Source organism: Streptomyces sp. NPDC006235, assembly GCF_040613735.1.
Classification (GTDB): Bacteria; Actinomycetota; Actinomycetes; order Streptomycetales; family Streptomycetaceae; genus Streptomyces.
Genome location: NZ_JBEXSR010000009.1, coordinates 117,054 through 143,359 on the forward strand (window position 1 = coordinate 117,054; position 26,306 = coordinate 143,359).

General features: G+C 72.3%; 20 protein-coding genes. 14 read left to right on the forward strand and 6 right to left on the reverse strand.

Features of this window, described 5'->3' with window-relative positions; all coding sequences use genetic code 11:
• Positions 1–196 precede the first annotated feature (196 nt).
• From ABZ192_RS14065 to ABZ192_RS14085, 5 genes are all read left to right on the forward strand, one after another.
• The gene (locus ABZ192_RS14065) at positions 197–1,522 is read left to right on the forward strand and encodes a radical SAM protein (protein ID WP_356924740.1); all 1,326 of its coding nucleotides are present in this window, start codon (positions 197–199) and stop codon (positions 1,520–1,522) included.
• A gap of 235 nt (positions 1,523–1,757) precedes the next feature.
• On the forward strand, positions 1,758–3,248 hold the full coding sequence (locus tag ABZ192_RS14070; protein ID WP_356924741.1) for a cellulose-binding domain-containing protein: 1,491 nt from the start codon (positions 1,758–1,760) through the stop codon (positions 3,246–3,248).
• Between the two features lie 207 nt (positions 3,249–3,455).
• Complete coding sequence (rsgA, locus tag ABZ192_RS14075) at positions 3,456–4,562, forward strand: ribosome small subunit-dependent GTPase A (RefSeq protein ID WP_356924742.1); 1,107 nt, start codon at positions 3,456–3,458, stop codon at positions 4,560–4,562.
• Positions 4,563–4,634: 72 nt separating this feature from the next.
• Positions 4,635–6,050: an AlkA N-terminal domain-containing protein gene (locus ABZ192_RS14080; protein WP_356924743.1), complete on the forward strand. Its 1,416-nt coding sequence runs from the start codon at positions 4,635–4,637 to the stop codon at positions 6,048–6,050.
• A complete protein-coding gene (locus tag ABZ192_RS14085) occupies positions 6,050–6,535 on the forward strand; it encodes a methylated-DNA--[protein]-cysteine S-methyltransferase (protein ID WP_356924744.1) in 486 nt (161 codons plus the stop codon). The genes ABZ192_RS14080 and ABZ192_RS14085 overlap by 1 nt, the downstream gene beginning before the upstream one ends.
• A 13-nt stretch (positions 6,536–6,548) precedes the next feature.
• Here ABZ192_RS14085 and ABZ192_RS14090 read toward each other — a convergent pair whose 3' ends face one another.
• Entirely contained in the window at positions 6,549–7,031 is a 483-nt protein-coding gene (locus tag ABZ192_RS14090; RefSeq protein ID WP_356924745.1) for a DUF456 domain-containing protein, read from the reverse strand.
• Positions 7,032–7,243: 212 nt separating this feature from the next.
• Between ABZ192_RS14090 and ABZ192_RS14095 the strand changes: the two genes are divergently transcribed.
• Both ABZ192_RS14095 and ABZ192_RS14100 read left to right on the forward strand, forming a co-directional pair.
• Entirely contained in the window at positions 7,244–9,400 is a 2,157-nt protein-coding gene (locus tag ABZ192_RS14095) for a protein phosphatase 2C domain-containing protein (RefSeq protein WP_356924746.1), read from the forward strand.
• Positions 9,401–9,466: 66 nt separating this feature from the next.
• Positions 9,467–11,209, forward strand: coding sequence for a pyruvate dehydrogenase (locus tag ABZ192_RS14100; protein ID WP_356924747.1), 1,743 nt, complete (start codon positions 9,467–9,469; stop codon positions 11,207–11,209).
• Here ABZ192_RS14100 and ABZ192_RS14105 read toward each other — a convergent pair.
• Entirely contained in the window at positions 11,206–12,546 is a 1,341-nt protein-coding gene (locus ABZ192_RS14105; RefSeq protein WP_356924748.1) for a helix-turn-helix transcriptional regulator, read from the reverse strand. The genes ABZ192_RS14100 and ABZ192_RS14105 overlap by 4 nt on opposite strands.
• A gap of 231 nt (positions 12,547–12,777) precedes the next feature.
• Here ABZ192_RS14105 and ABZ192_RS14110 point away from each other — a divergent pair, with 231 nt between their 5' ends.
• Entirely contained in the window at positions 12,778–13,401 is a 624-nt protein-coding gene (locus ABZ192_RS14110; protein WP_356924749.1) for a hypothetical protein, read from the forward strand.
• A gap of 430 nt (positions 13,402–13,831) precedes the next feature.
• Positions 13,832–14,314 (forward strand): ATP-binding protein, encoded by a 483-nt coding sequence (locus ABZ192_RS14115; protein ID WP_356924750.1) that lies wholly within the window; start codon positions 13,832–13,834, stop codon positions 14,312–14,314.
• 96 nt (positions 14,315–14,410) lie between these two features.
• Here the strand turns inward: ABZ192_RS14115 and ABZ192_RS14120 are convergent, their stop codons facing one another.
• Both ABZ192_RS14120 and ABZ192_RS14125 read right to left on the reverse strand, forming a co-directional pair.
• Entirely contained in the window at positions 14,411–15,451 is a 1,041-nt protein-coding gene (locus ABZ192_RS14120) for a DUF2637 domain-containing protein (protein WP_356924751.1), read from the reverse strand.
• A gap of 314 nt (positions 15,452–15,765) precedes the next feature.
• Complete coding sequence (locus ABZ192_RS14125) at positions 15,766–16,617, reverse strand: (2Fe-2S)-binding protein (protein WP_356924752.1); 852 nt, start codon at positions 16,615–16,617, stop codon at positions 15,766–15,768.
• Between the two features lie 170 nt (positions 16,618–16,787).
• Between ABZ192_RS14125 and ABZ192_RS14130 the strand changes: the two genes are divergently transcribed.
• Positions 16,788–17,606 (forward strand): GntR family transcriptional regulator, encoded by an 819-nt coding sequence (locus ABZ192_RS14130; protein ID WP_356924753.1) that lies wholly within the window; start codon positions 16,788–16,790, stop codon positions 17,604–17,606.
• Between the two features lie 300 nt (positions 17,607–17,906).
• Here the strand turns inward: ABZ192_RS14130 and ABZ192_RS14135 are convergent, their stop codons facing one another.
• A complete protein-coding gene (locus ABZ192_RS14135; protein WP_356924754.1) occupies positions 17,907–18,671 on the reverse strand; it encodes a hypothetical protein in 765 nt (254 codons plus the stop codon).
• 163 nt (positions 18,672–18,834) lie between these two features.
• Positions 18,835–20,505, reverse strand: a complete 1,671-nt coding sequence (locus ABZ192_RS14140; protein ID WP_356924755.1) for a PucR family transcriptional regulator ligand-binding domain-containing protein — start codon at positions 20,503–20,505, stop codon at positions 18,835–18,837.
• Positions 20,506–20,822: 317 nt separating this feature from the next.
• Between ABZ192_RS14140 and ABZ192_RS14145 the strand changes: the two genes are divergently transcribed.
• The 4 genes from ABZ192_RS14145 (at position 20,823) to ABZ192_RS14160 (ending at position 26,268) form a co-directional block, all read left to right on the forward strand.
• Positions 20,823–21,713 carry a xanthine dehydrogenase family protein subunit M gene (locus tag ABZ192_RS14145; RefSeq protein WP_356924756.1) on the forward strand — a complete coding sequence of 297 codons (891 nt, stop codon included), beginning with the start codon at positions 20,823–20,825 and terminating at the stop codon, positions 21,711–21,713.
• Positions 21,713–22,297, forward strand: a complete 585-nt coding sequence (locus ABZ192_RS14150; RefSeq protein WP_356924757.1) for a (2Fe-2S)-binding protein — start codon at positions 21,713–21,715, stop codon at positions 22,295–22,297. The genes ABZ192_RS14145 and ABZ192_RS14150 overlap by 1 nt, the downstream gene beginning before the upstream one ends.
• Positions 22,298–22,299: 2 nt before the next feature.
• Complete coding sequence (locus ABZ192_RS14155) at positions 22,300–24,699, forward strand: molybdopterin cofactor-binding domain-containing protein (RefSeq protein ID WP_356924758.1); 2,400 nt, start codon at positions 22,300–22,302, stop codon at positions 24,697–24,699.
• Between the two features lie 111 nt (positions 24,700–24,810).
• The gene (locus tag ABZ192_RS14160; RefSeq protein ID WP_356924759.1) at positions 24,811–26,268 is read left to right on the forward strand and encodes an NCS2 family permease; all 1,458 of its coding nucleotides are present in this window, start codon (positions 24,811–24,813) and stop codon (positions 26,266–26,268) included.
• Positions 26,269–26,306 lie beyond the last annotated feature (38 nt).

The window sequence follows — 26,306 nt, forward strand, 5'->3', positions numbered from 1 at the left end:
CCCCGCTCCTTCGTGCCCGCGGCTGTGATCCACCGCGAGTCGGCACGCTACAGTGCGTCACGCCGCTGATCGCGAGCCGGCGGTAACTCGCGGATATAAGGGACATTCGTCCGGGTCAGGGGGACCCGGTCCCGGCCTCGCACACCCATGGGCATACCGTGAGGAGTCGTACGTCCGAACCGGGAGGAGACACGGCATGGGCAGCGGCAGCCGTACCGCGCTGGTCGAGGATCTGATGGAGCGTTTCCCGCACGTCCCGCGGGAGGCCGTCTTCAAGGAGGACCTGCTCCGGGGCGGTGTGGCCTTCGACCCGTCCGCGCTCAGCGACAACGAGGGCGGCGAGGTCAAGCCGAAGTCGTACTTCATCTTCTCCTTCGACCACGGCACCCTGCCCGAGCTGGGCGAGGCCGCGCTGCGCCGCCCGCCGGAGGAGATCATCCTCACCGGCGGCCCCTACGACCTGCGCCGGACCGTCGTCTCGGTGCGCGTGAACCCCTCCTCGCCGTACCGCGTCGCCGCGAACGAGGACGGCGTGCTCGGCCTCTACCTCGACGGCAAACGCATCTCCGACGTCGGCGTGCCGCCGATGCCCGAGTACTACCGGCACACCCTCGCCAGCGGGAAGTCGGTCATGGAGGTGGCCCCGACCATCCAGTGGGGCTACCTGATCTACCTGACCGTCTTCCGGGTCTGCCAGTACTTCGGCGCCAAGGAGGAGTGCCAGTACTGCGACATCAACCACAACTGGCGCCAGCACAAGGCCGCCGGGCGCCCGTACACCGGGGTCAAGGACGTCGAGGAGGTCCTGGAGGCCCTGGAGATCATCGACCGTTACGACACGGCGAAGGCCTCCACCGCCTACACCCTCACCGGCGGCGCCATCACCAAGACGGTCTCCGGCCGCGACGAGGCCGACTTCTACGGCCACTACGCCAAGGCCATCGAGGAGCGCTTCCCCGGCCGGTGGATCGGCAAGGTCGTCGCCCAGGCGCTGCCGCGCGACGACGTCCAGCGCTTCAAGGACTACGGCGTGCAGATCTACCACCCCAACTACGAGGTGTGGGACGAGTACCTGTTCAAGATGTACTGCCCCGGCAAGGAGCGCTACGTCGGCCGCGACGAGTGGCACAAGCGCATCCTGGACTCGGCGGAGATCTTCGGCGCGCGCAACGTCATCCCGAACTTCGTCGCCGGAGTCGAGATGGCCGAGCCCTTCGGCTTCAAGACGGTCGACGAGGCCATCGCCTCCACCGCCGAGGGTCTGCGCTTCTTCATGTCGCACGGCATCACGCCCCGCTTCACCACCTGGTGCCCGGAGCCCACGACGCCCCTCGGCAAGGCCAACCCCCAGGGTGCGCCGCTGGAGTACCACATCCGCCTGCTCCAGGCGTACCGGCAGACCATGGAGGACTTCGGCCTCTCCTCGCCCCCCGGCTACGGCCCGCCCGGCGCCGGCAACGCGGTCTTCTCCGTCAGCTCCTTCATGGACAGCCTCCCGGCGGACGAACCCACCGCCGTTTGATAACGCTTCGATGACGTCGTCCATCATTGCGGTACGGCGTTGAGTCACAGGGCGGCCGTGTCCGTACGGCATGCAAAGGCCGGAGCCGTGGGGGCCTGCCGCCCTGCCCTGACATCTGAACAGGGCGCTTGTCAGTTGTGTGGGTGGCGTGAAAAGCTCTTGCCCTGCCGCGAGGTTTCCCCCAACTCCATTGCCGAAGTGGTGAGTTGACCTCGCTCGTGGATGCAGGAGACCCATGCCCGACCTGCCGACCCCTCAGGACGCCGCCGAGGCAGCGCTGTTCTCCGAGTGCTGGGACGCGGTCCTCGCGTACGCCGACCTGTGCACGTCCGGCTCCGCCGCCGCCGCACAGTTGGGCCGCGAGGCCTTCGCACACGGCACACGTGAGGCCCGCGCGGCCGAGACCGGCCAGGCCAGAAACGCCGGCCGCCGCGCGGCCCGGCTGCCCCGGATACCCCTGCTGCTGACCGCCGTCCGCACCACGGCCGCAGCCTGGGAAGAGGAGGGGCAGGGCCACAAACTCGACCCCGACCTGCGCCTGTGGCTCAACTCGGACAAGGCCGCCCGCTTCACCGGCCCGCCCCTGACGCGCCCGCTCGCGCTGCGCGGCCTGCGCGACCTCCAGCAGGCCGACGCCGAACTGCTGTGGCTGGCCGAGGTGGAGGCGCTGCCGCTGTCCGTGGTCGCCCGCCGCCTGGGCCTCGACCCGGCCACCGCCGGCGACGAACTCCAGCAGGTGCGCACCCTGTTCCGGGACCGCTGCCACCGCAACCACCTCGACACCCCGATGGACGCCCAGTGCCGCAGCTACGCCCGGCTGCTGGACGCCGTCACCCGCTCCTGTGCCGCCGACACCCCGGGCGACCTCTCCCGGCACCTCGCCACCTGCGTCCAGTGCGCCGAGGCCGCCGCCTGTCTGCGGCTGCACGGCGGCGGACTGCCCGGGGCACTGGCCGGCGGGGTGATCGGCTGGGGCGGCCTGGCCTACCTGGAGCGCCGCCGCCGTGCCGCCGAGGTACGGCTCGGCGTCGGCCGGCCCGACGCGGCGGACAAGGCGACGGGAGAACCGGAGGAGGGGGAGCAGAAGGCGCGCGTCGCCCGCAACGGCCTCCTGGTCGCCGCCGTCCTGGTCTCCGTCCTCGCGCTCGGCGTCTCGATGATGCCCTTCGGTGGCTCCGGCGACGACCTCGGGGTACGCGGCGACGCAGGCCGGCAGCCGGTGGCCGACCCCAACCCCGACCCGCCCCTGCCGTCCGCCCCCGACCTGCCTCCCGCGACCTCGAAGCCGGCCGGCAACGCCACCGAGAACACCGGCAAATCGGAGAAACCGGCCAAACCCGAGGGCCGAAACCGCCACACCGAACCGCAGGGCACCTCCACTCCCACGGAGGACCGCGAGAGCGAGAGCCCCACCTGCCGGGTCGAGTACGACCTGGTCAACCAGTGGCCCGACGGCTTCCAGGCCACCGTCACCGTCACCAGCAGCAAGCCCCTCGACTCCTGGCGCGTGTCCTGGTCCTTCCGCGACGGCCAGCAGGTCGGCCAGATGTGGGACGCCTCCGTCTCCCAGGACGGCTCCCGCGTCACCGCCACCGCCGCCGACTACAACAAGGCGGTCCCCGCGGGCGGCGACCTGGCCTTCGGCTTGATCGCCTCCTGGCGCGGCAAGAACTCCCCGCCGTACGACTTCACGCTGAACGGGCAGGACTGTGCGAAAAGCAGTTGACGCGGCCGGCCCGTGACGGGGTAGCGTGACGCCCGTTCCACGAAGTGCCGGGGGAACACGAAGAGTCGAGGATCGAGGAGGTGTTGACCGATGGCTGTCATTGCGATGGGCGCTGCCCGCATCCAGGAATCCATCACGTCCACCTCCGTGGCCGCCGGCTGATCCGACCGACTGTCGGGCCGGGGGCCGACCTGAGAAGGGTCACCCTTGACTTCCAGCTCTGCTTCCTCCGTTTCCGCCGCGCTCGCTCCCTACGGCTGGGACGACGCGTGGGCGGACGAGTTCGCCCCGTACGACACCGAAGGACTGCTGCCCGGACGCGTGATCCGGGTCGACCGCGGGCAGTGCGACGTCGTCACCGCAGACGGAGTGCTGCGGGCCGACACCGCCTTCGTCACGCCGCACGACCCGATGCGGGTCGTCTGCACCGGCGACTGGGTCGCCGTCGAACCCGGCGGGAACCCGCGCTACGTCCGCGCCTACCTGCCGCGCCGCACCGCGTTCATCCGCTCCACCTCCTCCAAGCGGTCCGAGGGGCAGATCCTCGCGGCCAACGTCGACCACGCCATCGTCGCCGTGCCCCTCACCGGCGAGCTCGACCTCGGCCGTATCGAACGGTTTCTCGCGCTCGCCTGGGAATCCGGGGCACAGCCCCTGGTCGTCCTCACCAAGGCCGACCTCGTGCCGGACGCCGTCACCCTCGCCCACCTCGTCCAGGACGTGGAGACCAGCGCGCCCGGCGTGCCGGTGGTGCCCGTCAGCGCCGTCGACGGCGCCGGTCTCGACGTGGTCGCGGCGATCGTCGCCGGGGGGACGTCCGTACTGCTCGGGCAGTCCGGCGCGGGCAAGTCCACCCTCGCCAACGCGCTGCTCGGCGAGGACGTCATGACCGTCCAGACCACCCGGGACGTCGACGGCAAGGGCCGGCACACCACGACGACCCGCAACCTGCTCGCGCTGCCCGGCGGGGGCGTCCTGATCGACACGCCCGGACTGCGGGGCGTCGGCCTGTGGGACGCCGGGACCGGCGTCGGGCAGGTGTTCTCCGAGATCGAGGAACTGGCCGAGCGGTGCCGCTTCCACGACTGCGCCCACGAGGCCGAGCCGGGCTGTGCCGTGCTGGCCGCCGTCGAGGAGGGCGACCTGCCCGAGCGGCGGCTGCACAGCTACCGCAAGCTCCTGCGGGAGAACCAGCGCATCGTCGCCAAGACGGACGCCCGGCTCCGCGCGGAGATCCGCAAGGACTGGAAGCGCAAGGGTGCGATCGGACGGGCCGCGATGGAGGCGAAGCGCGGAGCGCACTGGCGTTCGTAACGGCATGGCGTCCCGAGCGTCGTGTCCGATTTCCGCCAGCAGGAGTCCCGCCGACGGCGGAGACTGGACACCGTGAGGGACGCAGACACGGGGGAAGACCCCAGGTACGAGGCCGTACGCAGTCGTGACGGGCGTTTCGACGGCGCCTTCTTCTTCGCCGTCGAGACGACCGGCATCTACTGCCGGCCGAGCTGCCCCGCGGTCACCCCGAAGCGGGCCAACGTACGGTTCTTCGCCACGGCCGCCGCCGCGCAGGGCTCGGGCTTCCGGGCCTGCCGGCGGTGCCGCCCGGACGCCGTGCCCGGCTCCGCCGAATGGAACGTCCGCGCGGACGTGGTGGGCCGGGCCATGCGGCTGATCGCCGACGGCGTGGTCGACTGCGAGGGCGTCGCCGGGCTCGCCGGACGGCTCGGCTACAGCGCGCGGCAGGTGCAGCGCCAGCTCACCGCGGAACTCGGTGCCGGGCCGGTCGCCCTCGCCCGGGCCCAGCGGGCCCACACCGCGCGCGTCCTCGTGCAGACCACCGACCTGCCGATCACCGAGATCGCGTTCGCCTCGGGCTTCGCCAGCGTCCGGCAGTTCAACGACACCATCCGGGCCGTTTACGCGTCTACCCCGAGCGAGCTGCGCGCCGCCGCAACGCCGAAGAACGGCCGGGCCCGACGTACCGCCACCCCGGACGCCGGCATCCCGCTCCGGCTCGCCCACCGCGGCCCCTACCAGGCCGGCCCCGTCTTCGACCTGCTGGCACGCGAGGCCGTGCCCGGCGTCGAAGAGGTCGGCGGCCCGCCCGGCGCGCGCACCTACCGGCGCACGCTGCGCCTGCCGTACGGCACCGGCATCGTCGCCGTCGACGAACGCCCCGGCACCGCCCGGACCGGATCCGGCGCCCACCCGGGCGGCTGGCTCCACGCCCGGCTGCACCTCACCGACCCCCGCGACCTCACCACCGCCGTGCAGCGGCTGCGGCGGCAGTTCGACCTCGACGCCGACCCCTACGCCGTCGACGAGCGCCTCGGCGCCGACCCGGTGCTCGCGCCCCTGGTCGCCGCCCGGCCCGGCCTGCGCTCGCCGGGTACCGCCGATCCGGAGGAACTCGCGGTACGCGCACTCGTCGGCCGGACGGAGGCGGAACGGCTCGTACGGCACTACGGCAAGGCCCTCGACGCCCCCTGCGGCAGCCTCACCCACCTGTTCCCCGAACCGGCCGTGCTCGCGGGCGCCGAACCCGGCGGCACCCTCGGCGCGCTCACCGCCGCCCTCGCCGACCACGCCGTACGCCTGGACCCGGGGGCCGACCGCGACGACGCGCAGGACGCCCTGCGCGCCGTGCCCGGCCTGGACACCCGCACCATCGCCGAGATCCGCACCCGCGCCCTCGGCGACCCCGACGTCGCCCCACCCGGCGCCGACGTCCCCGACAGCTGGCGCCCCTGGCGCTCGTACGCCCTGAACCACCTGCGCGCAGCAGGGAAGTGGGAGTTGTGATGACCTCGACGTACTGGACGAACGTGGCCTCCCCGCTCGGGCCGCTGCTCCTCACCGCCGCTCCGGACGGTGCGCTGACCTCGCTGTCCGTACCCGGTCAGAAGGGCGGACGCGGGGTGGAGGACGACTGGCGGCAGGACCCAGGGCCCTTCCGGGAGGCCGCGGAGCAGCTCGCCGCCTACTTCGCCGGGGAACTGAAGGAGTTCCGGCTGACGTGGCGCACCGACGGCTCCGTCTTCCGGGAGAAGGTCTGGGCCGCGCTGGACGACATCCCCTACGGCTCGACCGTCACCTACGGCGAGATCGCCGCGCGCATCGGAGCGCCCAGGGCCGCCGTGCGGGCCGTGGGCGGGGCGATCGGCGCCAATCCGCTGCTGGTCGTCCGGCCGTGCCACCGGGTGATCGGGGCCGACGGGACACTGACCGGTTATGCGGGCGGCCTGGAGCGCAAGGTACGGCTGCTGACGCACGAGAAGGTGCTGTAGGGGCCGGGCGCTCTCAGGCACCGAACACGGCGCCCACCCAGGCCGCCGCGACCAGCTGGCAGGTGAACAGTTCCGCCAGCACGCCGGAGCCGCCCGAGCGCATCACCGTGCGCACCGCCGCGACGGCCTCGGCGTGGCGGCCCAGGCGGAGACGTTCGGCGAGGTAGATACCGGCCAGAAAGCCGGGGATCGAGCCGATCACCGGGAGCAGGACGAAACCGAGGGTGGATCCCGCTCCGGCGTAGGACAGCATGCGGTGGGTGGCGCGGCTCGCCCGCAGCCGCCGGGGCGGCAGGGCCCAGCGCACGCCCTGGGAGACGAACATCAGGGCCGTGACTCCCACCAGGATCCACCAGGCGACGGGCTGCGGATCCTTCAGGGCCCACCACATGACCGCGGCCCACACCAGCAGTGATCCGGGCACCGCGGGCAGCAGCACTCCGTACAGACCGAGCAGGATGACCAGCCCGACCAGCAGGAGGTCCCACACTCCCATCTGACCAGCCTGCCGGAACACGGAAGAAGGCGCAGGTCAGAAGCGTGGTCGTGACCCAGACCCGCAGGTCAGCCGGTCGCGTCCGGTGATCGGCCCTCCTATCGCATGACTGTTCCACGGCTCACCCGACGCACGGGTTCCCGGTGCCGGAAGAGGCCGGTTTTTCCACAAGCCCCGTTTTCATCCGGCCTGTGCGGTGGACAATTAGGGGCATGAGCCAGCAGGGGGGAAGGCCCACCGGTCCCGAGGACGACTGGTGGGGGCAGTTGTACGACGACTCCACCGGCGACACGGGCCCCACACCCGCACCCGATTCCCTCGACGACCGTTTCGCCTCGGCGGCGGGGGCGGTGGAGGGCCGGAGTGCTCCAGGGGCCGGGGCGGGGGAGAGGGCCGTCTCCGAGCCAGTGGTTCCGGCGCCGCGGGCGGGGGCCGACGACCTCCTGGACACCCCACGCGCCTCCCGCCCGTCACCCCAGCGCGCCCCCTGGGAACCGCCGCCCGCGCGCCCCACGGGCCCGGTGACCTTCCCGACCACGACGAAACGGCAGGGGCCGGAGGGAACGCCCCCCGCCCCACCGACGGTCCCTCCGCCACCCCCGACGCCTCCCTTCTGGCCGAGCCCCGAGGCGACCGGTTCCACCACGGCGGGGGCCGCGCCCAGGGGTCCCACGGCCCCGGCAGCCGAGCCGCGCCCCGGAGCGGCCGACGGCACCGCAGCCGAGCCGGACGACGCCGAGCCCTCCGGGACCGGGCCTGAGGAGACCGCGCTCCACGCCCCCGGGCCCGGCGGGACCGCGTCCCCGGCCCCGGCCGATCGTTCGCCGGCACCAGCACGCCCCGTAGACCCCCCACTGACGCCACCTGCGCCTGCCGGCTCCGCGCCTGCGTCACCCCCGTCCAGGGGGCCCGTGTCCACGCCGCCCCCGCCGGTCGGCTCCGCGTCCACATCACCCCCGCCCGTGGGCTCCGGGCCCACGCCACCACCGCCTGCCGGCTCCCCGCCCACGTCACCCCCGTCCGGGGGGTCCGTGTCCACGCCGCCACCGCCCCCCGTGGACGCCCCATTCACGCCACCTCCGCCGGTCGGCTCCGGGCCCACGCCACCCGCGCCGCTCGGCTCCGGGCCCACGCCACCTCCGCCTGCTGGCTCCGCGCCCACATCACGCCCGTCCGGGGGGTCCGTGTCCACGCCGCCCCCGCCGGTCGGCTCCGCGCCCACGTCACCCCCGACCGTGGGCTCCGGGCCCACGCCACCACCGCCGGTAGGCTCCCCGCTCGCGCCACCCCCGCCCGCCGGCTCCGCATCCACCCCACCTCCGCCCCCCGACTCCCCACCACCGCCCGCCGACCTCGCGCCCGATCAATCCGGATCCAGGTTCGAGCGCCCCGTGTCCTCCCCCCCGGCCCGGGGGCACGTCGGCTCGCGGCCGCCCACCTACGACGCCGAGCCCACTGCCCTTCCGCTCGCCGACCCCGATGACCTGGACGACCTCGTCGCGGACACCGTGCTCGACGGGGCCCGGTACGGGGCCTGTACGTTGCGGGCCGTGTCCGTGCGGGGGGACTCCGCGCGGTACCGGGGGGAGCCACGGCGGGACTCGCTGCTGACCGCGCGGTTCGGCACCGGTGAGCAGGCGCTGCTGCTGGTGGCGATGGCGACCGGGGCCCGGGCCAGGCCGGGGGCGCACCGAGCCGCCGCCGAGGCGTGTCACTGGATCGGGCGGGCCGTCGGGCGCAGTCACGCGCGGCTCGTGGAGGACATAAGGGCGGGGCGGCGCGGCGACCTCAAGTCCGGGCTGCACCGCCTCACCGACCGCAGCCTCGGCAAGCTCCGCGCCAGCGCCGCCGAACAGGGCGTCGACCCGGAGGAGTACGCGGCCGGCCTGCGCTGTCTGCTGCTGCCGGCCGATCCCGAGTGCCGTACGCGCGTCTTCTTCGGTGTCGGGCCCGGCGGGCTGTTCCGGCTGCGGGACGGCGAGTGGCAGGACATAGAACCCCAGGTCGCCGAGATCAAGGGCGAACCCGTCGTGGGCTTCGGATCGCCACCCTCCGAGACGCCCGACGGCGACCGGCTCACCATGGACCTCGGCATCCCGACCCCGCCCAGCCCCTACGAACCGGCCCCGGAGCCACCCCGCGAACCCTTCCGCTTCCGTACCTCCGTCGCCCGCCCGGGTGACACGCTCCTGGTGTGCAGCGCCGGCCTCGCCGACCCGCTGCGCGGCGAACCCGAACTGGGCGACTACCTCGCCGAGCGGTGGTCCCGCCCCGAGCCGCCCGGCCTCGCCGCGTTCCTCGCGGATTCCCAAGTACGGGTCAAGGGTTATGCGGACGACCGTACGGCCGCGGCCGTTTGGGAGGCGTGAGGACGTCACCTGTGACTTGATGGAACCCGGAGGGATCCCAGGAGACCGAAGGGGCAGACGAGAGACATGGCCAAACAGAACGTCGCGGAACAGTTCGTCGACATCCTGACCCGCGCCGGAGTCAAACGCCTCTACGGGGTCGTCGGCGACAGCCTCAACCCCATCGTCGACGCCGTCCGCCGCAACTCCGCCATCGACTGGATCCACGTCCGGCACGAGGAGACCGCCGCCTTCGCCGCCGGGGCGGAAGCGCAGATCACCGGCAAGCTCGCCGCCTGCGCCGGCTCCTGCGGGCCCGGCAACCTCCACCTCGTCAACGGCCTCTACGACGCCCACCGCTCCATGGCCCCGGTCCTCGCCCTCGCCTCGCACATCCCCTCCAGCGAGATCGGACTCGGCTACTTCCAGGAGACCCACCCCGACCGGCTGTTCGCCGAGTGCAGCCACTACAGCGAGCTGATCTCCAGCCCGAAGCAGATGCCCCGGCTGCTCCAGACCGCCATCCAGAACGCCGTCGGCCGCTCCGGCGTCAGCGTCGTCTCCCTGCCCGGCGACATCGCCGATGAGCCCGCCCCGGAACAGGCCCCCGAGACCGCGCTGGTCACCTCCCGGCCGACGGTCCGTCCCGGCGACGCCGAGATCGACCGGCTCGTCGAGATGATCGACGAAGCCGACAAGGTCACCCTGTTCTGCGGCAGCGGCACGGCCGGCGCGCACGCCGAGGTCATGGAGTTCGCCGGGAAGATCAAGTCCCCGGTGGGGCACGCCCTGCGCGGCAAGGAGTGGATCCAGTACGACAATCCGTTCGACGTCGGGATGAGCGGGCTGCTCGGATACGGCGCCGCCTACGAGGCCACCCACGAGTGCGACCTGCTGATCCTGCTCGGCACGGACTTCCCGTACAACGCGTTCCTGCCCGACGACGTGAAGATCGCCCAGGTCGACGTCCGGCCCGAACACCTCGGCCGCCGCTCGAAACTGGACCTCGCGGTGTGGGGCGACGTACGGGAGACGCTGCGCTGCCTCATCCCGCGGGTGCGGGAGAAGACCAACCGCCGCTTCCTCGAACGGATGCTGAAGAAGCACGCGGACGCGCTGGAGGGGGTGGTGAAGGCCTACACCCGCAAGGTCGAGAAGCACACCCCGATCCACCCCGAGTACGTGGCGTCCGTGCTCGACGAAGTCGCCTCCGACGACGCCGTGTTCACCGTCGACACCGGCATGTGCAACGTCTGGGCCGCCCGCTACATCTCACCCAACGGCCGCCGCCGCGTCATCGGCTCCTTCTCCCACGGCTCGATGGCCAACGCGCTGCCCATGGCGATCGGCGCGCAGTTCACCGACCGGAAGCGGCAGGTCGTGTCGATGTCCGGCGACGGCGGCTTCTCCATGCTGATGGGCGACTTCCTGACGCTGGTGCAGTACGACCTCCCGGTCAAGGTCGTCCTCTTCAACAACTCCTCCCTCGGCATGGTCGAGCTGGAGATGCTGGTCGCCGGACTCCCGTCCTACGGCACCACCAACAAGAACCCCGACTTCGCCGCCGTCGCCCAGGCCTGCGGCGCCTACGGCGTACGCGTCGAGAAACCGAAGGACCTCGCCGGGGCGCTGAAGGACGCCTTCAAGCACAAGGGTCCGGCCCTCGTCGACGTCGTCACCGACCCCAACGCCCTGTCCATCCCGCCGAAGATCAAGGCGGAGATGGTGACCGGGTTCGCCCTGTCCGCCTCCAAGATGGTGCTGGACGGCGGCGTCGGCCGCATGGTCCAGATGGCCCGCTCCAACCTGCGCAACGTGCCCAGGCTCTAGCTGTAGGGCGCCCACCGGCGTTCGGAGGTGTCGTACGTGTAGCGGGGCAGGCCCTTGATGCCGCTGGTCCGGAACGGGCGGCCGGCGTCGTCGATCCGGACCGTGCCCGTGCGGCCCTGGGAGGACCAGTCGAGCTCCAGGTACCAGCGGCAGTCGCACCCGTGGGTCCTGGCGTTGACCAGCAGCACCTCGGGGTCGCGGGCGGAGACCCGGTAAGGCATGCGCACCGCCGGGATCGGCGTACCCGCGTCGCTCCCGGCCACCGCGCGGGCGATGGGGCGGTCCTTGTCCAGGTTCACGTCGAAGGAGCGCGGGGTGATCGAACCGCCGCAGCCCTGGTCCATGGCATAGGCGTTGCCCGGCGCGGGTGCCGAGCGCCCCACCACGCGAACGCGCAGCGCCTCCAGCACGACGGCCGTGTCGGTCCGCCCCTGCACGGACAGCCGCACGAGCGTCTCGCCGCCGTGCACCGCGTTCTGCGACGCGGCCCAGACCCCGGCGTCCTGCGGGACGGGAGGCGGGGGCACCTGCGCGGGCGGCTTGGCGACGACGTAGTCGTGACCACAGCCGAGCTTCCACGCCTGGGAGTCGGCGGACCAGGTGAGGGGTGGGCCGGAGGCGGTTCCGCCGGCGGGTGGGGTGGTGCGGACGGAGGGTGACGGGGAGGGCTTCAGCCGCTTCGGGGTGGCGGAGGGCGAAGACCGCCGCGGAGCGGGGGAGGTGCCGCTGGGGGGAGGGGAGGGGCTCTTCCTCCCGTCCGGGGCTTCCGTCTTCGCCGTGCCGGACGGGGCCGGAGCGGCAGTGCCGGGCCGGTCACCGGCGGACGCTCGCCGCCCGTCCGGCAGCGCGGCGAGGCTCCCGAGCGCCGCGAACACCGCGCAGGCGGCGGCCAGTCCGACCGCGACGCGTCTGCGGCGGTACCAGGGGAGACCGGGGAGTGAGCCCGCTTCCGCAGGGCTTTCGACAGGGCCGTCCACCATGTCGGTGCCGGTGCCGGTGCCGGTGCCGGTGTCCGTATCCGTGTCCGTATCCGTGTCCGTCTCCGCCGTACCGGCAGCGCTCGCCGGCCGAGGACGCTGCCGCGCCGCCACGGCGAGGAGCCAGCGGCGGTGCAGCTCCAGACGTTCCTCCGCTGACGCCCCGCACAGGGCGGCGAAGCGCTCCACGGGTGCGAAGTCGAGCGGGACCGCCTCGCCCGCGCAGTAGCGGTGCAGGGTCGAGGTGTTCATGGCCAGGCGCCGGGCCAGTGAACCGTAACTGCGGTCCGTGCGCTCCTTCAGCGTCCTCAGCAGCGCCGCGAACTCCCCGACGTCGTCGACGTCGTCCTGTACCGACACCGTTCCCCCGTCCTTTCGGCTCGGCCCGGCCCGGAACGGCATCCCAGGCACCCCATGTACCTGCACGTCAGACGGGCTGGGATGGTTCCACCGCGCCGGACCGGCTGCGAGCTGTTGCATCCGGGCGGTGGGACCGCTGATGCTCTTGGTGTCGCACCGACCAGGCCCGGGCCGACCAGCCCGCCTCGCTGCGGCATCCACATCCACGCACTCGTCCACGGGGGAACACCCATGCCCATGCGCATCCGAGCAAGCGCTCTCACCGCCCTGACCGTCGCCGCCCTCGCGGCGGGCACGGTCCTCACGGCACCGGCCGCCGGTGCCGCGCCGAAGGCCGCCGCGCCGAAGTTCCTGTCGGCGTCCCAGCTGCCGCCGCACCCGACCTCGGACTGGACGGCCGGCCCGGTCACCGAGGGGTTCCCGGAGGGACTCGGCTCCTGCGTGAGCACGGAGGGCGTGCTCGACTACGACTACCGGCACCGGGAGTTCCGGACCGACCTGGACACCGGCGCCGTGCAGTTGACCGTCGTGACGGGCACACCCGCCCTGGCCAAGGCTCTGGCGAAGCACTACGACGACCTGATCCGCACCTGCGCCGACCGGATCGAGGAATCCTCCCCGGACGTCGAGGCCGAGGGCCGGGACTACGGTTCCCTGCCGGTCGAGGAGGGCGCCCGCGTCCATGGCCTGCACACCGAGACGTCCTGGGGCGCCACGGACATCTCGCTGCTGTCCGTCGGACGGGACGGCAGGACCGTCACCGTCGTGAAGTGGGGGCAGATGGGCGACTTCGACGACGCGCCCGTGGCGGCCTTCAAGAAGACGACGACCACTGCCGTCAACAAGCTGTACTGACCGGGCGGCCACCGGAAGGGACCGGGGCCGTCCTCCCGCCACGGGGGTCGGGAGGACGGCTCCGTACCGGCCGGAACCCGCGGAGGAAACCGTCGTACTTCGGCCAACTTCACCGGACCGCCCCGCACGGGGGCCGGCCGCCCCATCCCTTCACCGCGTACGGAAGGATGGGCAGCCGGCCATCGGCAGTTCGTCCGATCTCCGGCGGTCAGGATCCGGCGCGGGACGTCTTGCGGCTACCCTCTTGTCCCCCTTCCCTTCGCCGTCGTACTGCTCAGGGCCCCTCCGCCCGGCCCCGCCGGTCGCGCCGCATGGCCGAACATCCGGTCGTTGACGATCCGACATGACTGCCGCGTGCCCGATGGGGCATGGATCCCCGTGAACGTGTTCGAGCAGGAGGGGAACCGACATCGGCGCGCGGGCGGGGGTCATGGAGAGGCAGGCACGAGGAGGCGGTCCCATAACGATCGGGGCCTTCTCGGCGAAGACGGTGGAGGACCAGGCCGAAGACGTCACGGAGCAGGTGCCGGCGCCTCAGTTGAGGCGCAGACTCGGGCGGGCGGACCTGCGGGCCGTGCCGGAAGCCCGCAGAGCCCTGCGGGAGTTGCTCGGGCAGTGGGGGAGGACCGCGCGAGCGGACGTGGCGGAACTGCTCACCAGCGAACTCGTCACCAACGCGATCGTCCACACCGACCACGACGCGGTCCTGACGGCCACCGTCGGGCCCCGCGGACTACGGGTGGAGGTACGGGACTTCGTGGCCCGCAGGCCCCGGCTGCGCGTACCGGTCGCCGACGACGGTACGAACGGCAGAGGCCTGTTCCTGGTGCAGTCCCTCGCGGACGCCTGGGGAGTCAGGGCGCACGGCGTGGGCAAGGCCGTCTGGTTCGAGCTGGAGGCCGAGGCGGCGTGAACGCGGCCGCACGGAGAGAGCAGGACAGGAGAACGGAGAAAGGGGCGCGGCCCCGCAGGCCACGCCCCTTCCCGGCGCTGTTTCTGAGCCGCTCGGTCAGCCGAACTGCTGCTCCAGGTCCTTGAGCTTGCGCTCCAGGGAGTCCAGACGCGGCAGCGCCTGCGTGTCGTCCTCCGCGGTGAGGTCGACGGTCACCGGGTCAGCCCCGTGGCGAACGGGCTGAAGGGAGGGACGCGAGCGCACGGGCAGTGGTTCCGGTGCGGATATGGCAGGCTCCGCGGAGACCTGCGAGGAGCCGCGCTCCACCTGCACCTCCAGCTGCCGGCCGCCACCACGGCCGAGATGGCCGCGGTGACCGCGGCTGATCGCCTTCAACTGGGCGCGCTCCACGCGCTGCTGGTCGCGCCGACGCTGGCGGGCCTCGTCCTTCTTGCGCTTGTCGTCGCGCACCTCGTCGACGGCCTCGTCCAGGCTGCGCACACCCTCCAGGAGCATCAGCGACCAGGCTCTGTACGTCTCGCGCGGGGCGCGCAGCCAGCGCACGATACGGATCTGCGGCAGCGGGCGCGGCACCAGGCCCTGCTCGCGCAGGGCGGCCCGGCGGGTCTGCTTCAGCGCGCGGTCGAAGAGGACCGCCGCCGAGAGGGACATGCCGGCGAAGAAGTGGGGGGCGCCGTCGTGGCCGACGCCCCTGGGCGCGTGCACCCAGTTGAACCAGGCCGCGGCGAAGGCGAACGTCCAGACCAGTATCCGCGAGCCGAGCGCCGCGTCACCGTGGCTGGCCTCGCGCACGGCGAGTACGGAGCAGAACATCGCCGCGCCGTCCAGGCCGAACGGGACGAGGTACTGCCAGCCGTTGGAAAGGCCGAGGTTCTGCTCGCCGAAGCCGACCAGGCCGTGGAAGGAGAGCGCGGCGGCGACGGCCGCACAGCAGAACAGGAGGACGTAGGAGACGGTGCCGTAAAGGGCCTCTTTGCGTCTGCGGCGTTCCTCGTTGCGCTCCCAGGAATCGTCCGCGCTCGTGTCTTTGACCGAGGAGCGCTTGCCGCGCGCGAGCACCGCCACCGCCGCCAGCATGCCCAGGAGAAGCACGGCGCCCGGAAGCAGCCAGTTCAGCGATATGTCGGTCAGTCTCATCTGGGTGGTCCCTTGCATTGGGATAGGGCGTAACGCCCGCCATAGTGGCCCAATCCCACCGGCCCTCAGGGGGTTTCGGCGCAAGAGGCCGCCAAGGAAGTGCAAGGGATTGCCCAGGGCGGCATTCTGCTCGAACTGCCGCTTGAGGGGCAGGAGTTGAGTTCGAAGAAGAGTACCCGTACGGGTGGTTCCCCGGAAAGCTTCCGTGACCCGTGAGGAAGGTGTGAATCGGCTGCGCGCGAGTGGGTGGCCGGTTCGGCGATGATCCTACCGGGGTGGCGGGACTGCTCTGTCCGGGTCTGCCCGGGGTTGCCTCAACTGGCCGTGGCCAGCAGCTTGGTGACCCGGTCGGCGTCACAGGTGCGCGGGCAGGTGGCGCAGGTGTCCTCGGGGCGCAGGGTGTAGAACATGCAGCAGCTCGCGCGGTCCCGGGTGCGCAGCCGCTTCCCGTCGGGGCCGGTCAGTTCGCGGAAAGCCGCCGTGCCCACGTACGGCTTGGTCGCGCCCGGCAGGAGCAGCTCCAGCTCGCGCATCGCGCGCCGTTCCTCGATCTCGCCGAGCAGCTGGGCGACGTACCAGAGCCCCTCGACGATCTCGTCCGTCGCCATACCCCACAGGGCCCGGCCGCGGCGCCGCATCCGGGGGCCGAAACCGGCCAGGACCGGCTCCAGGTGCTCCGCGACCGCCGACCGCACCTCGGCCCGCAGCGCCTCCTCGTCCGGGACGACCCGGGCGCCGGGCAGTGCGGCGGCCTCGTCGCCGGGCAGGCAGGCGAAACCGGACGGGCGGACGGCCAGGTGGCCGACGGGGTGGGCGGGGGTGGTGCGGTCGTAGGAGACGTGTGTCACCGGGTAGCGGGGGACGCGGCGGTGCAGGAACCAGGGGACGGTGATCAGGAGGCAGGCGGGCCAGGCGTAGCGGTGCAGGCCGAAGCTGGCGATGACGTCGGGCCGTGCCTGCCGGCCGTAGTCCCGGCGTATCCGGGCGTCGTCCCAGGACAGGTAGGTGTCGAGGCCGGAGCCGGCTTCCGCGAGCGCGGCGGCGGTGATCCAGTTGCCGCCGTGGGGGGTTTCGTCCCCGGCGGTCAGCTCCGTGATGGCCAGCCCCGGGAGGACCTCGGCCAGACGGGCGTACGCGCCGGAGAGGGCCGAAGGGGGCTGGGGCATGTGATCACCGGTCCGCGTCTGTTGAACGGGTCGTTTGAAGGTAAGCCTTACCTTACCGAAGATCGCTGGGATTTGAACTGGGGGCCGGTGCGCTTATGGTGCTTGACGGGCGAGTAACAACCCGCCGTAATGACCCCAAGTACCGATACGTCCGGAGGAGGAGCCGAGCCGTGAAGCAGGGCGCGCAGGGCTCCGCCGGGGCGGAGGTGCCGGGGGTGGAGCTGCCGGGTGGGCAGGTCCGGGTGCCGCAGCAGGCTGGGGCGGCGGATGCGGGTCGGGTGAGGCCTGGCGCCAGTGCCGAGGTGCGGGGGGAGCACACGCACAGTGAGCCCGCCCCGCCGGCTGCTCCGCGCAGCCGGCCCGTCGTGCAGCGGTCATCGGTGCGCGGGCAGATCGTCGATGCGCTGCGGGCCGCGCTGGTGGCCGGGGACCTCAGGCCCGGGGAGGTGTACTCGGCGCCGGTGCTGGGCGAGCGGTTCGGGGTCTCGGCGACGCCGGTGCGGGAGGCCATGCAGCAGCTGGCCCTGGAGGGCGCCGTCGAGGTCGTGCCGAACCGCGGGTTCCGGGTGGTCGAGCGGGGGGCCCGGGAGCTCGCGGAGCTGGCCGAGGTGCGGGCGTTGATCGAGGTGCCGGTGATGTTGCGGCTGGCGCGGACGGTGCCGGCGGAGCGCTGGGCCGAGCTGCGTCCCCTCGCCGAGGCGACGGTCCGCGCGGCGTCCTCCGGCTGCCGGGCGACCTACGCGGAGTCCGACCGGGGGTTCCACCGGGCGGTGCTGTCCCTCTCCGGGAACGAGCAGCTGGTGCAGGTCGCGGAGGATCTGCACCGGCGGGCGCAGTGGCCGCTGGTGGGGAGCGGGCCGGGGATGCGGGGCCGGGCCGATCTGGTGGCGGACGCACATGAACACACGGCGCTGCTGGACGCGTTGATCGCCAGGGATCTGGACGTGGTGCGGGCGCTGGTGGGGGAGCACTTCGCCGGCGCGGGCTGAGTGGGGGTGTCGCGCCGTGCGCCTGCGGCTGGCTTGTGGGTCGGGGTCGCGCCGGGGGGTGTCCGTCCTCGGAACGGCGCGATGGGGTTGCGTACCGACCTCCCGCTTAGCTGCGGGCAGTCGTGCCTCCCCCAGTGCCTTAAGGGCCTGGGAGGTACCCCAGGGCGGCACGGGTGGGCGCAGCGGCACCCCGCAACGCCGGGCTGCGAAACCCCCTGGGCTGCTGCCGTCGGCACCCCGCAACGCCGAGCTGCGCACCCACCCGGCCTCAGTGACCACGCCGGGCACCTGACAGCGCCCTCAAGCCGTCGCCGCGGGAGGCACCGGTGCCAACTGCCGTGCCAGCCACGTCGGCACACCCCCGAGCAACCGGAACAACCGCCGGGCCTCCTCCCGCAGGCGCGACGCCTCCGGCTCCGTCTCCGTGTCGGCGAGCGACACCAGTGCCGGTGCCGTACCGACGAGATAACCCAGCTCCTCACGGATCCGCAGCGACTCCGCGAAACCGTGCCGGGCCTCCGCCAACTCCCCCTCCCGCAACGCGAGTCCGGCCAGGTGCCGCCACGTGAAGGACAGCAGCAACGGGTCGGACTGCGCCGTCGCCCCCGCGTGCGCGCGGCGGTACGCGGCCCGCGCCGCCTGCGGGGAACGCGTCAGGTTCTCCGCGAGCAGCCCACGACGGAAGTCCAGCAGGGCCCGCTGCGGAGCCCCCGGAGGGACCAGCGCCGCGGCCCGCCCCAGCGCCGCCCGCGCCTCGTCGGCCCGGTCGCGCACCGCGAGCACGGTCGCGGCGTAGGCCAAGTACCCGCGTTCACAAGCGGCCGCGCCCCGCTCGTCGTCGCTGTGAGCCAGCGCCTCCGCCGTGCGCAGGGCGTCCTCGGCCTCCTCCCAGCCCTGCTCCGTGTACAGACACCGTTCCACCAGCAGCGAGGCGCGTTGCAGCGCCGCCGCGGGGGTGGCCGGTAGCAGCAGGGCGGCCGCGTCGGACCAGCACGCGCGTGAGCGCAGCCGCCATACCGCGGTCTGGAGGGGATCGTCACCGGCGGTCGTTCCGTTACCAGACATGGCGGAATGCGCCACGTTGCCCTCCCCGAGCACGCCATCGAGCTGTTGAGTGGTGGCGGCATCTCAGCACGAATCGCGGGGCCGGGCCAAGAGGGTGGGTGAAGGATTTCACAAAGTCGTGGGACTCCTGGGCGCCCGTGTTCGCGCCGGGGCGCCCCGTGTCTCAGCTCATCCGCAGGGCCAGGAAGAAGTCCAGCTTGTCTTCGAGGCGGGACAGGTCACGGCTCGTCAACTGCTCGATGCGTCCCACCCGGTAGCGCAGGGTGTTGACGTGGAGGTGCAGCCGGGTGGCGCAGCGGGTCCAGGAGCCGTCGCAGTCCAGGAACGCCTCCAGCGTGGGGATCAGCTCGGCGCGGTGGCGGCGGTCGTAGTCGCGCAGCGGGTCCAGGAGGCGGGCCGTGAAGGCGCGGCGGACGTCGTCCGGGACGAAGGGCAGCAGCAGGACGTGGGAGGCCAGTTCCTGGTGTCCCGCCGCGCAGACCCGGCCCGGGCGGGCGGCCGCCACCCGGCGGGCGTGGCGGGCCTCCTCCAGCGCGCCGCGCAGGCCCTCCGCCGAGTGCACGGCCGCGCTGACGCCCAGCGTGAGACGGCCGTCGTCGTTCAGGCCGGCCGTCAGGGGATCCCGTACGGACTCCAGGAGCGCGTCCGCGAGGACGTCGCTGGAGCCGTCGTGCTCCGTCGGGACGGCGGGGAGCGGGACGAGGGCGACGGCCTCGTCGCCCGTGTGGGCCACGGCGATGCGGTCGGAGTGCTCCGGGCCGGCCGCCAGGGGGTCGACGAGGATCTCCTCCAGCAGGGCCTGGGCGACCGGGCCCTCCTCGATCTCGGCGCCGTCCCAGTCGACGCGGGCCACGACCACCTGCCAGTGCGGCGCGGCCCCGAGGCCGGGCAGCAGGACGGGGGCGGCCACCCGGAGGCGGGCGGCGATCTCCGCGGGGGCCGCGCCCGTCTGGACCAGTTCCAGGACCTCCTGGGCGAGGCGGCGGCGGACCGTGCGGGCGGCGTCGCGGCGGTCCCGCTCGACCGCGATCAGCTGGGTGACGCCGTAGAGCAGGTCGAGACGCTCCTCCGCCCAGTCCCCGGCGTCCGCCTCGACGGCGAGCAGCCAGTCGGACAGGACGGTCTCGCGGGCGTCCCGGGCGGTCTGCGGTGCGCGGCCCGTCGAGCGGATGGGGAAGAGGGAGTAGGTGGTGCCGCCCAGGAGGACGCGGTGCGGGGCGCGGCGGCCCGTGCGGGTGGCGGCCAGGTGTTCCGCCGCCAGCCGGCCGCAGGCCTCGGCGGTGAGGGCGGGGCCGGACGCCTTCGGGCCCGCGATCAGGCGGCCGGTGGGGGAGAGGACCCAGGCGCGCAGGTCCAGGTCGGAGCCCAGGAGGTCCAGGACGACGTCCGGGCCGCCGCCCGCCGGGCCGGAGGTCATCATCCGGCGGTGGCGGTCGACCACGGCCGCGAGGTCGCCCGCGCGTTCGCCGGAGACCTGCCGTACGACGTGCTCGGTGATCGTCGCGAACGCCACCGACTCGTGCACCGCGAAGAGCGGGAGGCGGTGGCGGGCGCAGGCCTCGACCAGGTCGTCCGGTACGTCGCCGAGCTCGGCCTCGCCCGCGGCGAGGGCCGTGACCCCCTCCTGCACCAGGATCCGCACGAACGGCTCCGAGTCCGCGGCGTCCCGCCGCCAGGCCAGGCCCGTCAGCACCAACTCACCGCCCGAGAGGTAGCGGCTCGGGTCGCGCAGGTCGGTGGTCATCACCCCGCGCACGGTGCGGTCCAGCTCGTCCTCGCCGCCGAGCAGCTTGAGGCCCAGCGCGTCGGTGTCCAGCAGTGCGCGCAGCCGCATTTCTCGTCGCCGCCGTTCTTTGTCTCGAAATCCATGGTGGATCTTGCCGGTCCTGGCTGTGTCCCAGGTCACGCGGCTGTGTCGCGCGTTTCCACAGGAAAACGAGGAGGTTGCTGATGGCCTCCGTTCATACGAATCTACAAGATGACCGTCCTGGCCAGCCAACTCCTTCATGGTTTCCGTGACTGACCGCGCCGGAGCACCGGCCTGTGTACTGAGGCCACTACGCGTTGACAGCACAGGAACGAGCCGGGACCGCCGCACACGGATTGGCTCAATCTGAACGCCCCACGAGAAGACGAAGAAGAGAGCCGGTCATGGACTTCCTTCGCCCCGCCAGCTGGGAGGAGGCGCTCGCCGCGAAAGCCGAGCATCCCACCGCTGTGCCGATTGCGGGTGGCACCGACGTGATGGTCGAGATCAACTTCGACCACCGCCGGCCCGAGTACCTCATGGACCTGAACCGCATCGGAGACCTCTGCGAGTGGGAGGTCGGCGAGGAGAGCGTACGGCTCGGTGCCTCCGTGCCGTACACCAAGATCATGGAGAACCTGCGCGCCGAGCTGCCGGGGCTCGCCCTGGCCTCGCACACGGTCGCCTCCCCGCAGATCCGCAACCGCGGCGGCGTCGGCGGCAACCTCGGCACCGCCTCCCCGGCCGGCGACGCCCACCCCGCCCTGCTCGCCGCGGGCGCCGAGGTGGAGGTGGAGTCGGTGCGCGGGGCGCGCCGTATCCCGATCGACGCGTTCTACACGGGTGTGAAGCGCAACGCGCTGGCCCCCGATGAGCTGATCCGCGCCGTGCACGTGCAGAAGGCCGACGGGCCGCAGCAGTTCTCCAAGGTGGGGACCCGGAACGCGATGGTCATCGCCGTGTGCGCCTTCGGGCTGGCACTGCACCCGAAGACGCGGACCGTGCGGACCGGCATCGGCTCGGCAGCGCCGACACCCGTTCGGGCCAAGGCCGCGGAGGAATTCCTGAACGCCGCTCTGGAGGAGGGCGGCTTCTGGGACAACGGGAAGATCATCACCCCGTCGGTCGCCAAGCAGTTCGCGGACCTGTGCTCCGCCGCCTGCAACCCGATCGACGACGTCCGAGGCACCGCGAGCTACCGCCGCCACGCCGTCGGCGTCATGGCCCGCCGCACGCTGACCTGGACCTGGGAGTCCTACCGCGGCACCCGCCGCACCACCGAGGGAGCTGCGTAATGCGCGTCAACTTCACGGTCAACGGCCGTCCGCAGGAAGCCGACGACGTGTGGGAGGGCGAGTCCCTGCTCTACGTGCTGCGGGAGCGGCTCGGTCTGCCGGGTTCGAAGAACGCCTGTGAGCAGGGCGAGTGCGGATCGTGCACGGTCCGGCTGGACGGCGTGCCGGTGTGTTCCTGCCTGGTCGCCGCCGGGCAGGTGGAGGGCCGCGAGGTCGTCACCGTCGAGGGGCTGGCCGACTACGCCAGGCAGCGCGCCGAGCACGGTGGTTGCGCCACGAGTGCCTGCGGTACCTCGCTGCAGGATGCTCAGCAGTGGGTGGCGAAGGGCCAGGACTCCCACACCGGCGAGGGCGCCGAGCTGTCCCCGATCCAGCAGGCGTTCATCGACGCCGGCGCCGTCCAGTGCGGCTTCTGTACGCCCGGTCTGCTGGTCGCCGCCGACGAGATGCTGGAGCGCAACCCGACCCCGACCGACGCGGACATCCGCGAGGCCCTGTCGGGCAACCTGTGCCGCTGCACCGGCTACGAGAAGATCATGGACGCGGTCCGCCTGGCGGCCGCCCGGCAGGGAGAGGCGGTCTGATCATGGCTTCCCCCAGCGGAACCCCCACGAAGATCACCCAGGGATCCCAGACCAAGGGCGGCATCGGCGAGAGCACGCTGCGCCCGGACGGCACCCTCAAGGTCACCGGCGAGTTCGCGTACTCGTCCGACATGTGGCACGAGGACATGCTGTGGGGCCAGATCCTCCGGTCGACCGTCGCGCACGCCGAGATCGTGTCCATCGACACGAGCGAGGCCCTGGCCACGCCGGGCGTCTACGCCGTGCTGACGTACGACGACCTGCCGACGGACGTGAAGAACTACGGTCTGGAGATCCAGGACACCCCGGTCCTCGCCCACGGCAAGGTCCGCCACCACGGCGAGCCGGTCGCGCTCGTCGCCGCCGACCACCCGGAGACCGCGCGCCGCGCCGCCGCCAAGATCAAGGTGGACTACCGCGAACTGCCCGTCATCACCGACGAGGCGTCGGCCACCGCGCCGGACGCGATCCTCGTCCACGAGAACCGCGACGACCACCACGCCGGTCATGTCCCGCACCCGAACATCGTCCACCGCCAGCCGATCGTCCGCGGGGACGTGGCCCGGGCCCGCGAGCGGGCCGACGTGATCGTCGAGGGCGAGTACACCTTCGGCATGCAGGACCAGGCCTTCCTCGGCCCCGAGTCCGGTCTCGCCGTGCCGGAGGAGGACGGCGGCGTCCACCTCTACATCGCCACCCAGTGGCTGCACAGCGACCTGCGCCAGATCGCGCCCGTGCTCGGCCTGCCCGAGGACAAGGTGCGGATGACGCTGTCCGGCGTCGGCGGCGCGTTCGGCGGCCGCGAGGACCTGTCCATGCAGATCCACGCCTGCCTGCTGGCGCTGCGCACGGGCAAGCCCGTCAAGATCGTCTACAACCGGTTCGAGTCCTTCTTCGGGCACGTCCACCGCCACCCCGCCAAGCTCTACTACGAGCACGGGGCCACCAAGGACGGCAAGCTCACGCACATGAAGTGCCGGATCGTCCTGGACGGCGGCGCCTACGCCTCCGCCTCCCCGGCGGTCGTCGGCAACGCCTCCTCCCTGTCGGTCGGCCCGTACGTGATCGACGACGTGGACATCGAGGCCATCGCCCTCTACACCAACAACCCGCCCTGCGGCGCCATGCGCGGCTTCGGCGCGGTCCAGGCCTGCTTCGCCTACGAGGCGCAGATGGACAAGCTGGCGAAGGAACTCGGCATGGACCCGGTGGAGTTCCGGCAGCTCAACGCCATGGAGCAGGGCACGCTCATGCCGACCGGGCAGCCGGTCGACTCTCCGGCCCCGGTCGCCGAACTCCTGCGCCGCGTCAAGGCGATGCCGATGCCGCCGGAGCGCCAGTGGGAGTCCAGCGAGGGCGCCGACCTGCGGGAGCTGCCGGGCGGCCTGTCCAACACCACGCACGGCGAAGGCGTCGTACGCGGTGTCGGCTACGCGGTCGGCATCAAGAACGTGGGCTTTTCCGAGGGGTTCGACGACTACTCGACCGCGAAGGTCCGGATGGAGGTCGTCGGCGGCGAGCCCGTCGTCACCGTCCACACGGCCATGGCCGAGGTGGGCCAGGGCGGGGTCACGGTCCACGCCCAGATCGCCCGCACCGAACTGGGCGTCACACAGGTGACCATCAACCCCGCCGACACCCGGGTGGGCAGCGCCGGTTCGACGTCGGCCTCCCGGCAGACGTACGTCACCGGCGGTGCCGTGAAGAACGCCTGTGAGCTGGTCCGCGAGAAGGTGCTGGAGATCGGCCGCCGCAAGTTCGGCTCCTACCACCCGGCCTGGGCGACGGCCGAACTGCTCCTGGAGGGCGGCAAGGTCGTCACCGACGGCGGTGAGGTCCTCGGGGATCTGGCCGACGTCCTGGAGGACGAGGTCGTGGAGGTCGAGGAGGAGTGGCGGCACCGGCCGACCGAGCCCTTCGACCTGCGCACCGGGCAGGGCAACGGGCACGTCCAGTACTCCTTCGCCGCGCACCGCGCCGTCGTCGAGGTCGACACCGAGCTCGGCCTGGTGAAGGTCATCGAACTGGCCTGTGCCCAGGACGTCGGCAAGGCGCTCAACCCGCTGTCGGTGCTCGGCCAGATCCAGGGCGGCACCGTACAGGGCCTGGGCGTGGCCGTCATGGAGGAGATCATCGTCGACCCGAAGACGGCGAAGGTGAAGAACCCCTCCTTCACGGACTACCTGATCCCGACCATCCTCGACACGCCGACCATCCCGGTCGACGTGCTCGAACTCGCCGACGACCACGCCCCGTACGGGCTGCGCGGCATCGGTGAGGCGCCCACCCTGTCGTCGACGCCGGCGGTCCTCGCGGCCATCCGGAACGCGACCGGGCTCGAGCTGAACCGGACTCCGGTACGGCCCGAGCACTTGACGGGCACGTCACTCTCCGAGGCCTGAGCAGGAGAGTTCCGTCCGGGGGACCGCGTCCCCCGGACCCCTTTCGTTCGCCTCGGGCCGTCCCCCGGGTCGTGCGTCCCAACCCCCTATGAAACTTGGGAGTAGGCCCACATGACCCAGCAGTCACTTGAGCCGAGGACCACAGCCGAAGACGCGGGCGAAGGCACCCGCGTCCCGGCCGGACGGTCCTGGCTCGACCGGTACTTCCACATATCCCACAGAGGGTCCACGGTCGCGCGCGAAGTGCGCGGCGGCGTCACCACCTTCATGGCGATGGCGTACATCCTCCTGCTCAACCCCCTGATCCTGTCCGGCAGGGACGTGGCGGGGAACACCCTCGCGCAGCAGGGCCTGATCACCGCGACCGCGTTCGCGGCGGCCCTCACCACCTTGCTGATGGGTCTCGTCGGCAAGGTGCCGCTCGCCCTCGCCGCCGGCCTCTCCGTCTCCGGGGTCCTCGCCTCCCAGGTCGCGCCCGAGATGACCTGGCAGCAGGCGATGGGCATGTGCGTGATGTACGGCCTGGTCATCTGCCTGCTGGTCGTCACCGGCCTGCGCGAGATGATCATGAACGCGATCCCGCTCGCGCTCAAGCACGGCATCACCATGGGCATCGGCCTGTTCATCGCCCTCATCGGCTTCTACAAGTCCGGCTTCGTGCACCAGGGGAAGGCCACTCCCGTCACGCTCGGCCCGGCGGGCGAACTGGCCGGCTGGCCGGTGCTGCTCTTCGCCGGCACCCTGCTGCTGATCTTCATGCTCCAGGCCCGGAACATCCCGGGCGCCATCCTCATCGGCATCGTCAGCGGCACGGTCGTCGCCGCGATCCTGAACGCCGCGGGCGTCATCGACCCCAAGCAGTGGGCGGCCGGCGCCCCCGAGCTGCACGGCGGCGCGGTGTCCATGCCCGACTTCTCGCTCTTCGGGGACGTGGAGTTCGGCGGCTGGGGCGAGGTCGGCGCGATGACCGTCGGCATGATCGTGTTCACGCTGGTGCTGGCCGGGTTCTTCGACGCGATGGCGACCATCATCGGCGTCGGGACCGAGGCGAAGCTCGCCGATGACAAGGGCCGGATGCCGGGCCTGTCCAAGGCGCTGTTCATCGACGGGGCCGGCGGCGCGATCGGAGGCGTGTCCGGCGGCTCGGGTCAGACGGTGTTCATCGAGTCGGCCACGGGGGTCGGCGAGGGTGCCCGGACGGGTCTCGCGTCCGTGGTCACGGGAGCGTTCTTCGCGGCCTGCCTGTTCTTCACGCCGCTCACGGCGATCGTGCCGCAGGAGGTCGCGTCCGCCGCCCTCGTCGTCATCGGCGCGATGATGCTGATGAACGCCCGGCACGTGGACTGGTCCGACCGTGCCACCGCCATCCCGGTGTTCCTGACGGTCGTCCTGATGCCGTTCACGTACACCATCACCACCGGTGTCGCCGCGGGCGTCATCTCCTACGTCGCCATCAAGACAGCCCAGGGCAAGGTGCGGGAGATCGGCGCCTTCATGTGGATCCTGACGGCGGTGTTCCTCGTCTACTTCGCCCTCAACCCGATCGAGAGCTGGCTGGGCGTCCACTGACGCCCGTCGCCCCAGTCGTGCAGCCTCAAGGAGACCGA

Coding starts and splice junctions, on each gene's coding strand:
- ABZ192_RS14065 (WP_356924740.1), top strand. CDS start 197: ATGGGCAGCGGCAGCCGTACCGCGCTGGTCGAGGATCTGATGGAGCGT.
- ABZ192_RS14070 (WP_356924741.1), top strand. CDS start 1,758: ATGCCCGACCTGCCGACCCCTCAGGACGCCGCCGAGGCAGCGCTGTTC.
- ABZ192_RS14085 (WP_356924744.1), top strand. CDS start 6,050: ATGACCTCGACGTACTGGACGAACGTGGCCTCCCCGCTCGGGCCGCTG.
- ABZ192_RS14090 (WP_356924745.1), bottom strand. CDS start 7,031: ATGGGAGTGTGGGACCTCCTGCTGGTCGGGCTGGTCATCCTGCTCGGT.
- ABZ192_RS14095 (WP_356924746.1), top strand. CDS start 7,244: ATGAGCCAGCAGGGGGGAAGGCCCACCGGTCCCGAGGACGACTGGTGG.
- ABZ192_RS14100 (WP_356924747.1), top strand. CDS start 9,467: ATGGCCAAACAGAACGTCGCGGAACAGTTCGTCGACATCCTGACCCGC.
- ABZ192_RS14110 (WP_356924749.1), top strand. CDS start 12,778: ATGCCCATGCGCATCCGAGCAAGCGCTCTCACCGCCCTGACCGTCGCC.
- ABZ192_RS14115 (WP_356924750.1), top strand. CDS start 13,832: ATGGAGAGGCAGGCACGAGGAGGCGGTCCCATAACGATCGGGGCCTTC.
- ABZ192_RS14120 (WP_356924751.1), bottom strand. CDS start 15,451: ATGAGACTGACCGACATATCGCTGAACTGGCTGCTTCCGGGCGCCGTG.
- ABZ192_RS14125 (WP_356924752.1), bottom strand. CDS start 16,617: ATGCCCCAGCCCCCTTCGGCCCTCTCCGGCGCGTACGCCCGTCTGGCC.
- ABZ192_RS14135 (WP_356924754.1), bottom strand. CDS start 18,671: ATGTCTGGTAACGGAACGACCGCCGGTGACGATCCCCTCCAGACCGCG.
- ABZ192_RS14140 (WP_356924755.1), bottom strand. CDS start 20,505: ATGCGGCTGCGCGCACTGCTGGACACCGACGCGCTGGGCCTCAAGCTG.
- ABZ192_RS14145 (WP_356924756.1), top strand. CDS start 20,823: ATGGACTTCCTTCGCCCCGCCAGCTGGGAGGAGGCGCTCGCCGCGAAA.
- ABZ192_RS14150 (WP_356924757.1), top strand. CDS start 21,713: ATGCGCGTCAACTTCACGGTCAACGGCCGTCCGCAGGAAGCCGACGAC.
- ABZ192_RS14155 (WP_356924758.1), top strand. CDS start 22,300: ATGGCTTCCCCCAGCGGAACCCCCACGAAGATCACCCAGGGATCCCAG.
- ABZ192_RS14160 (WP_356924759.1), top strand. CDS start 24,811: ATGACCCAGCAGTCACTTGAGCCGAGGACCACAGCCGAAGACGCGGGC.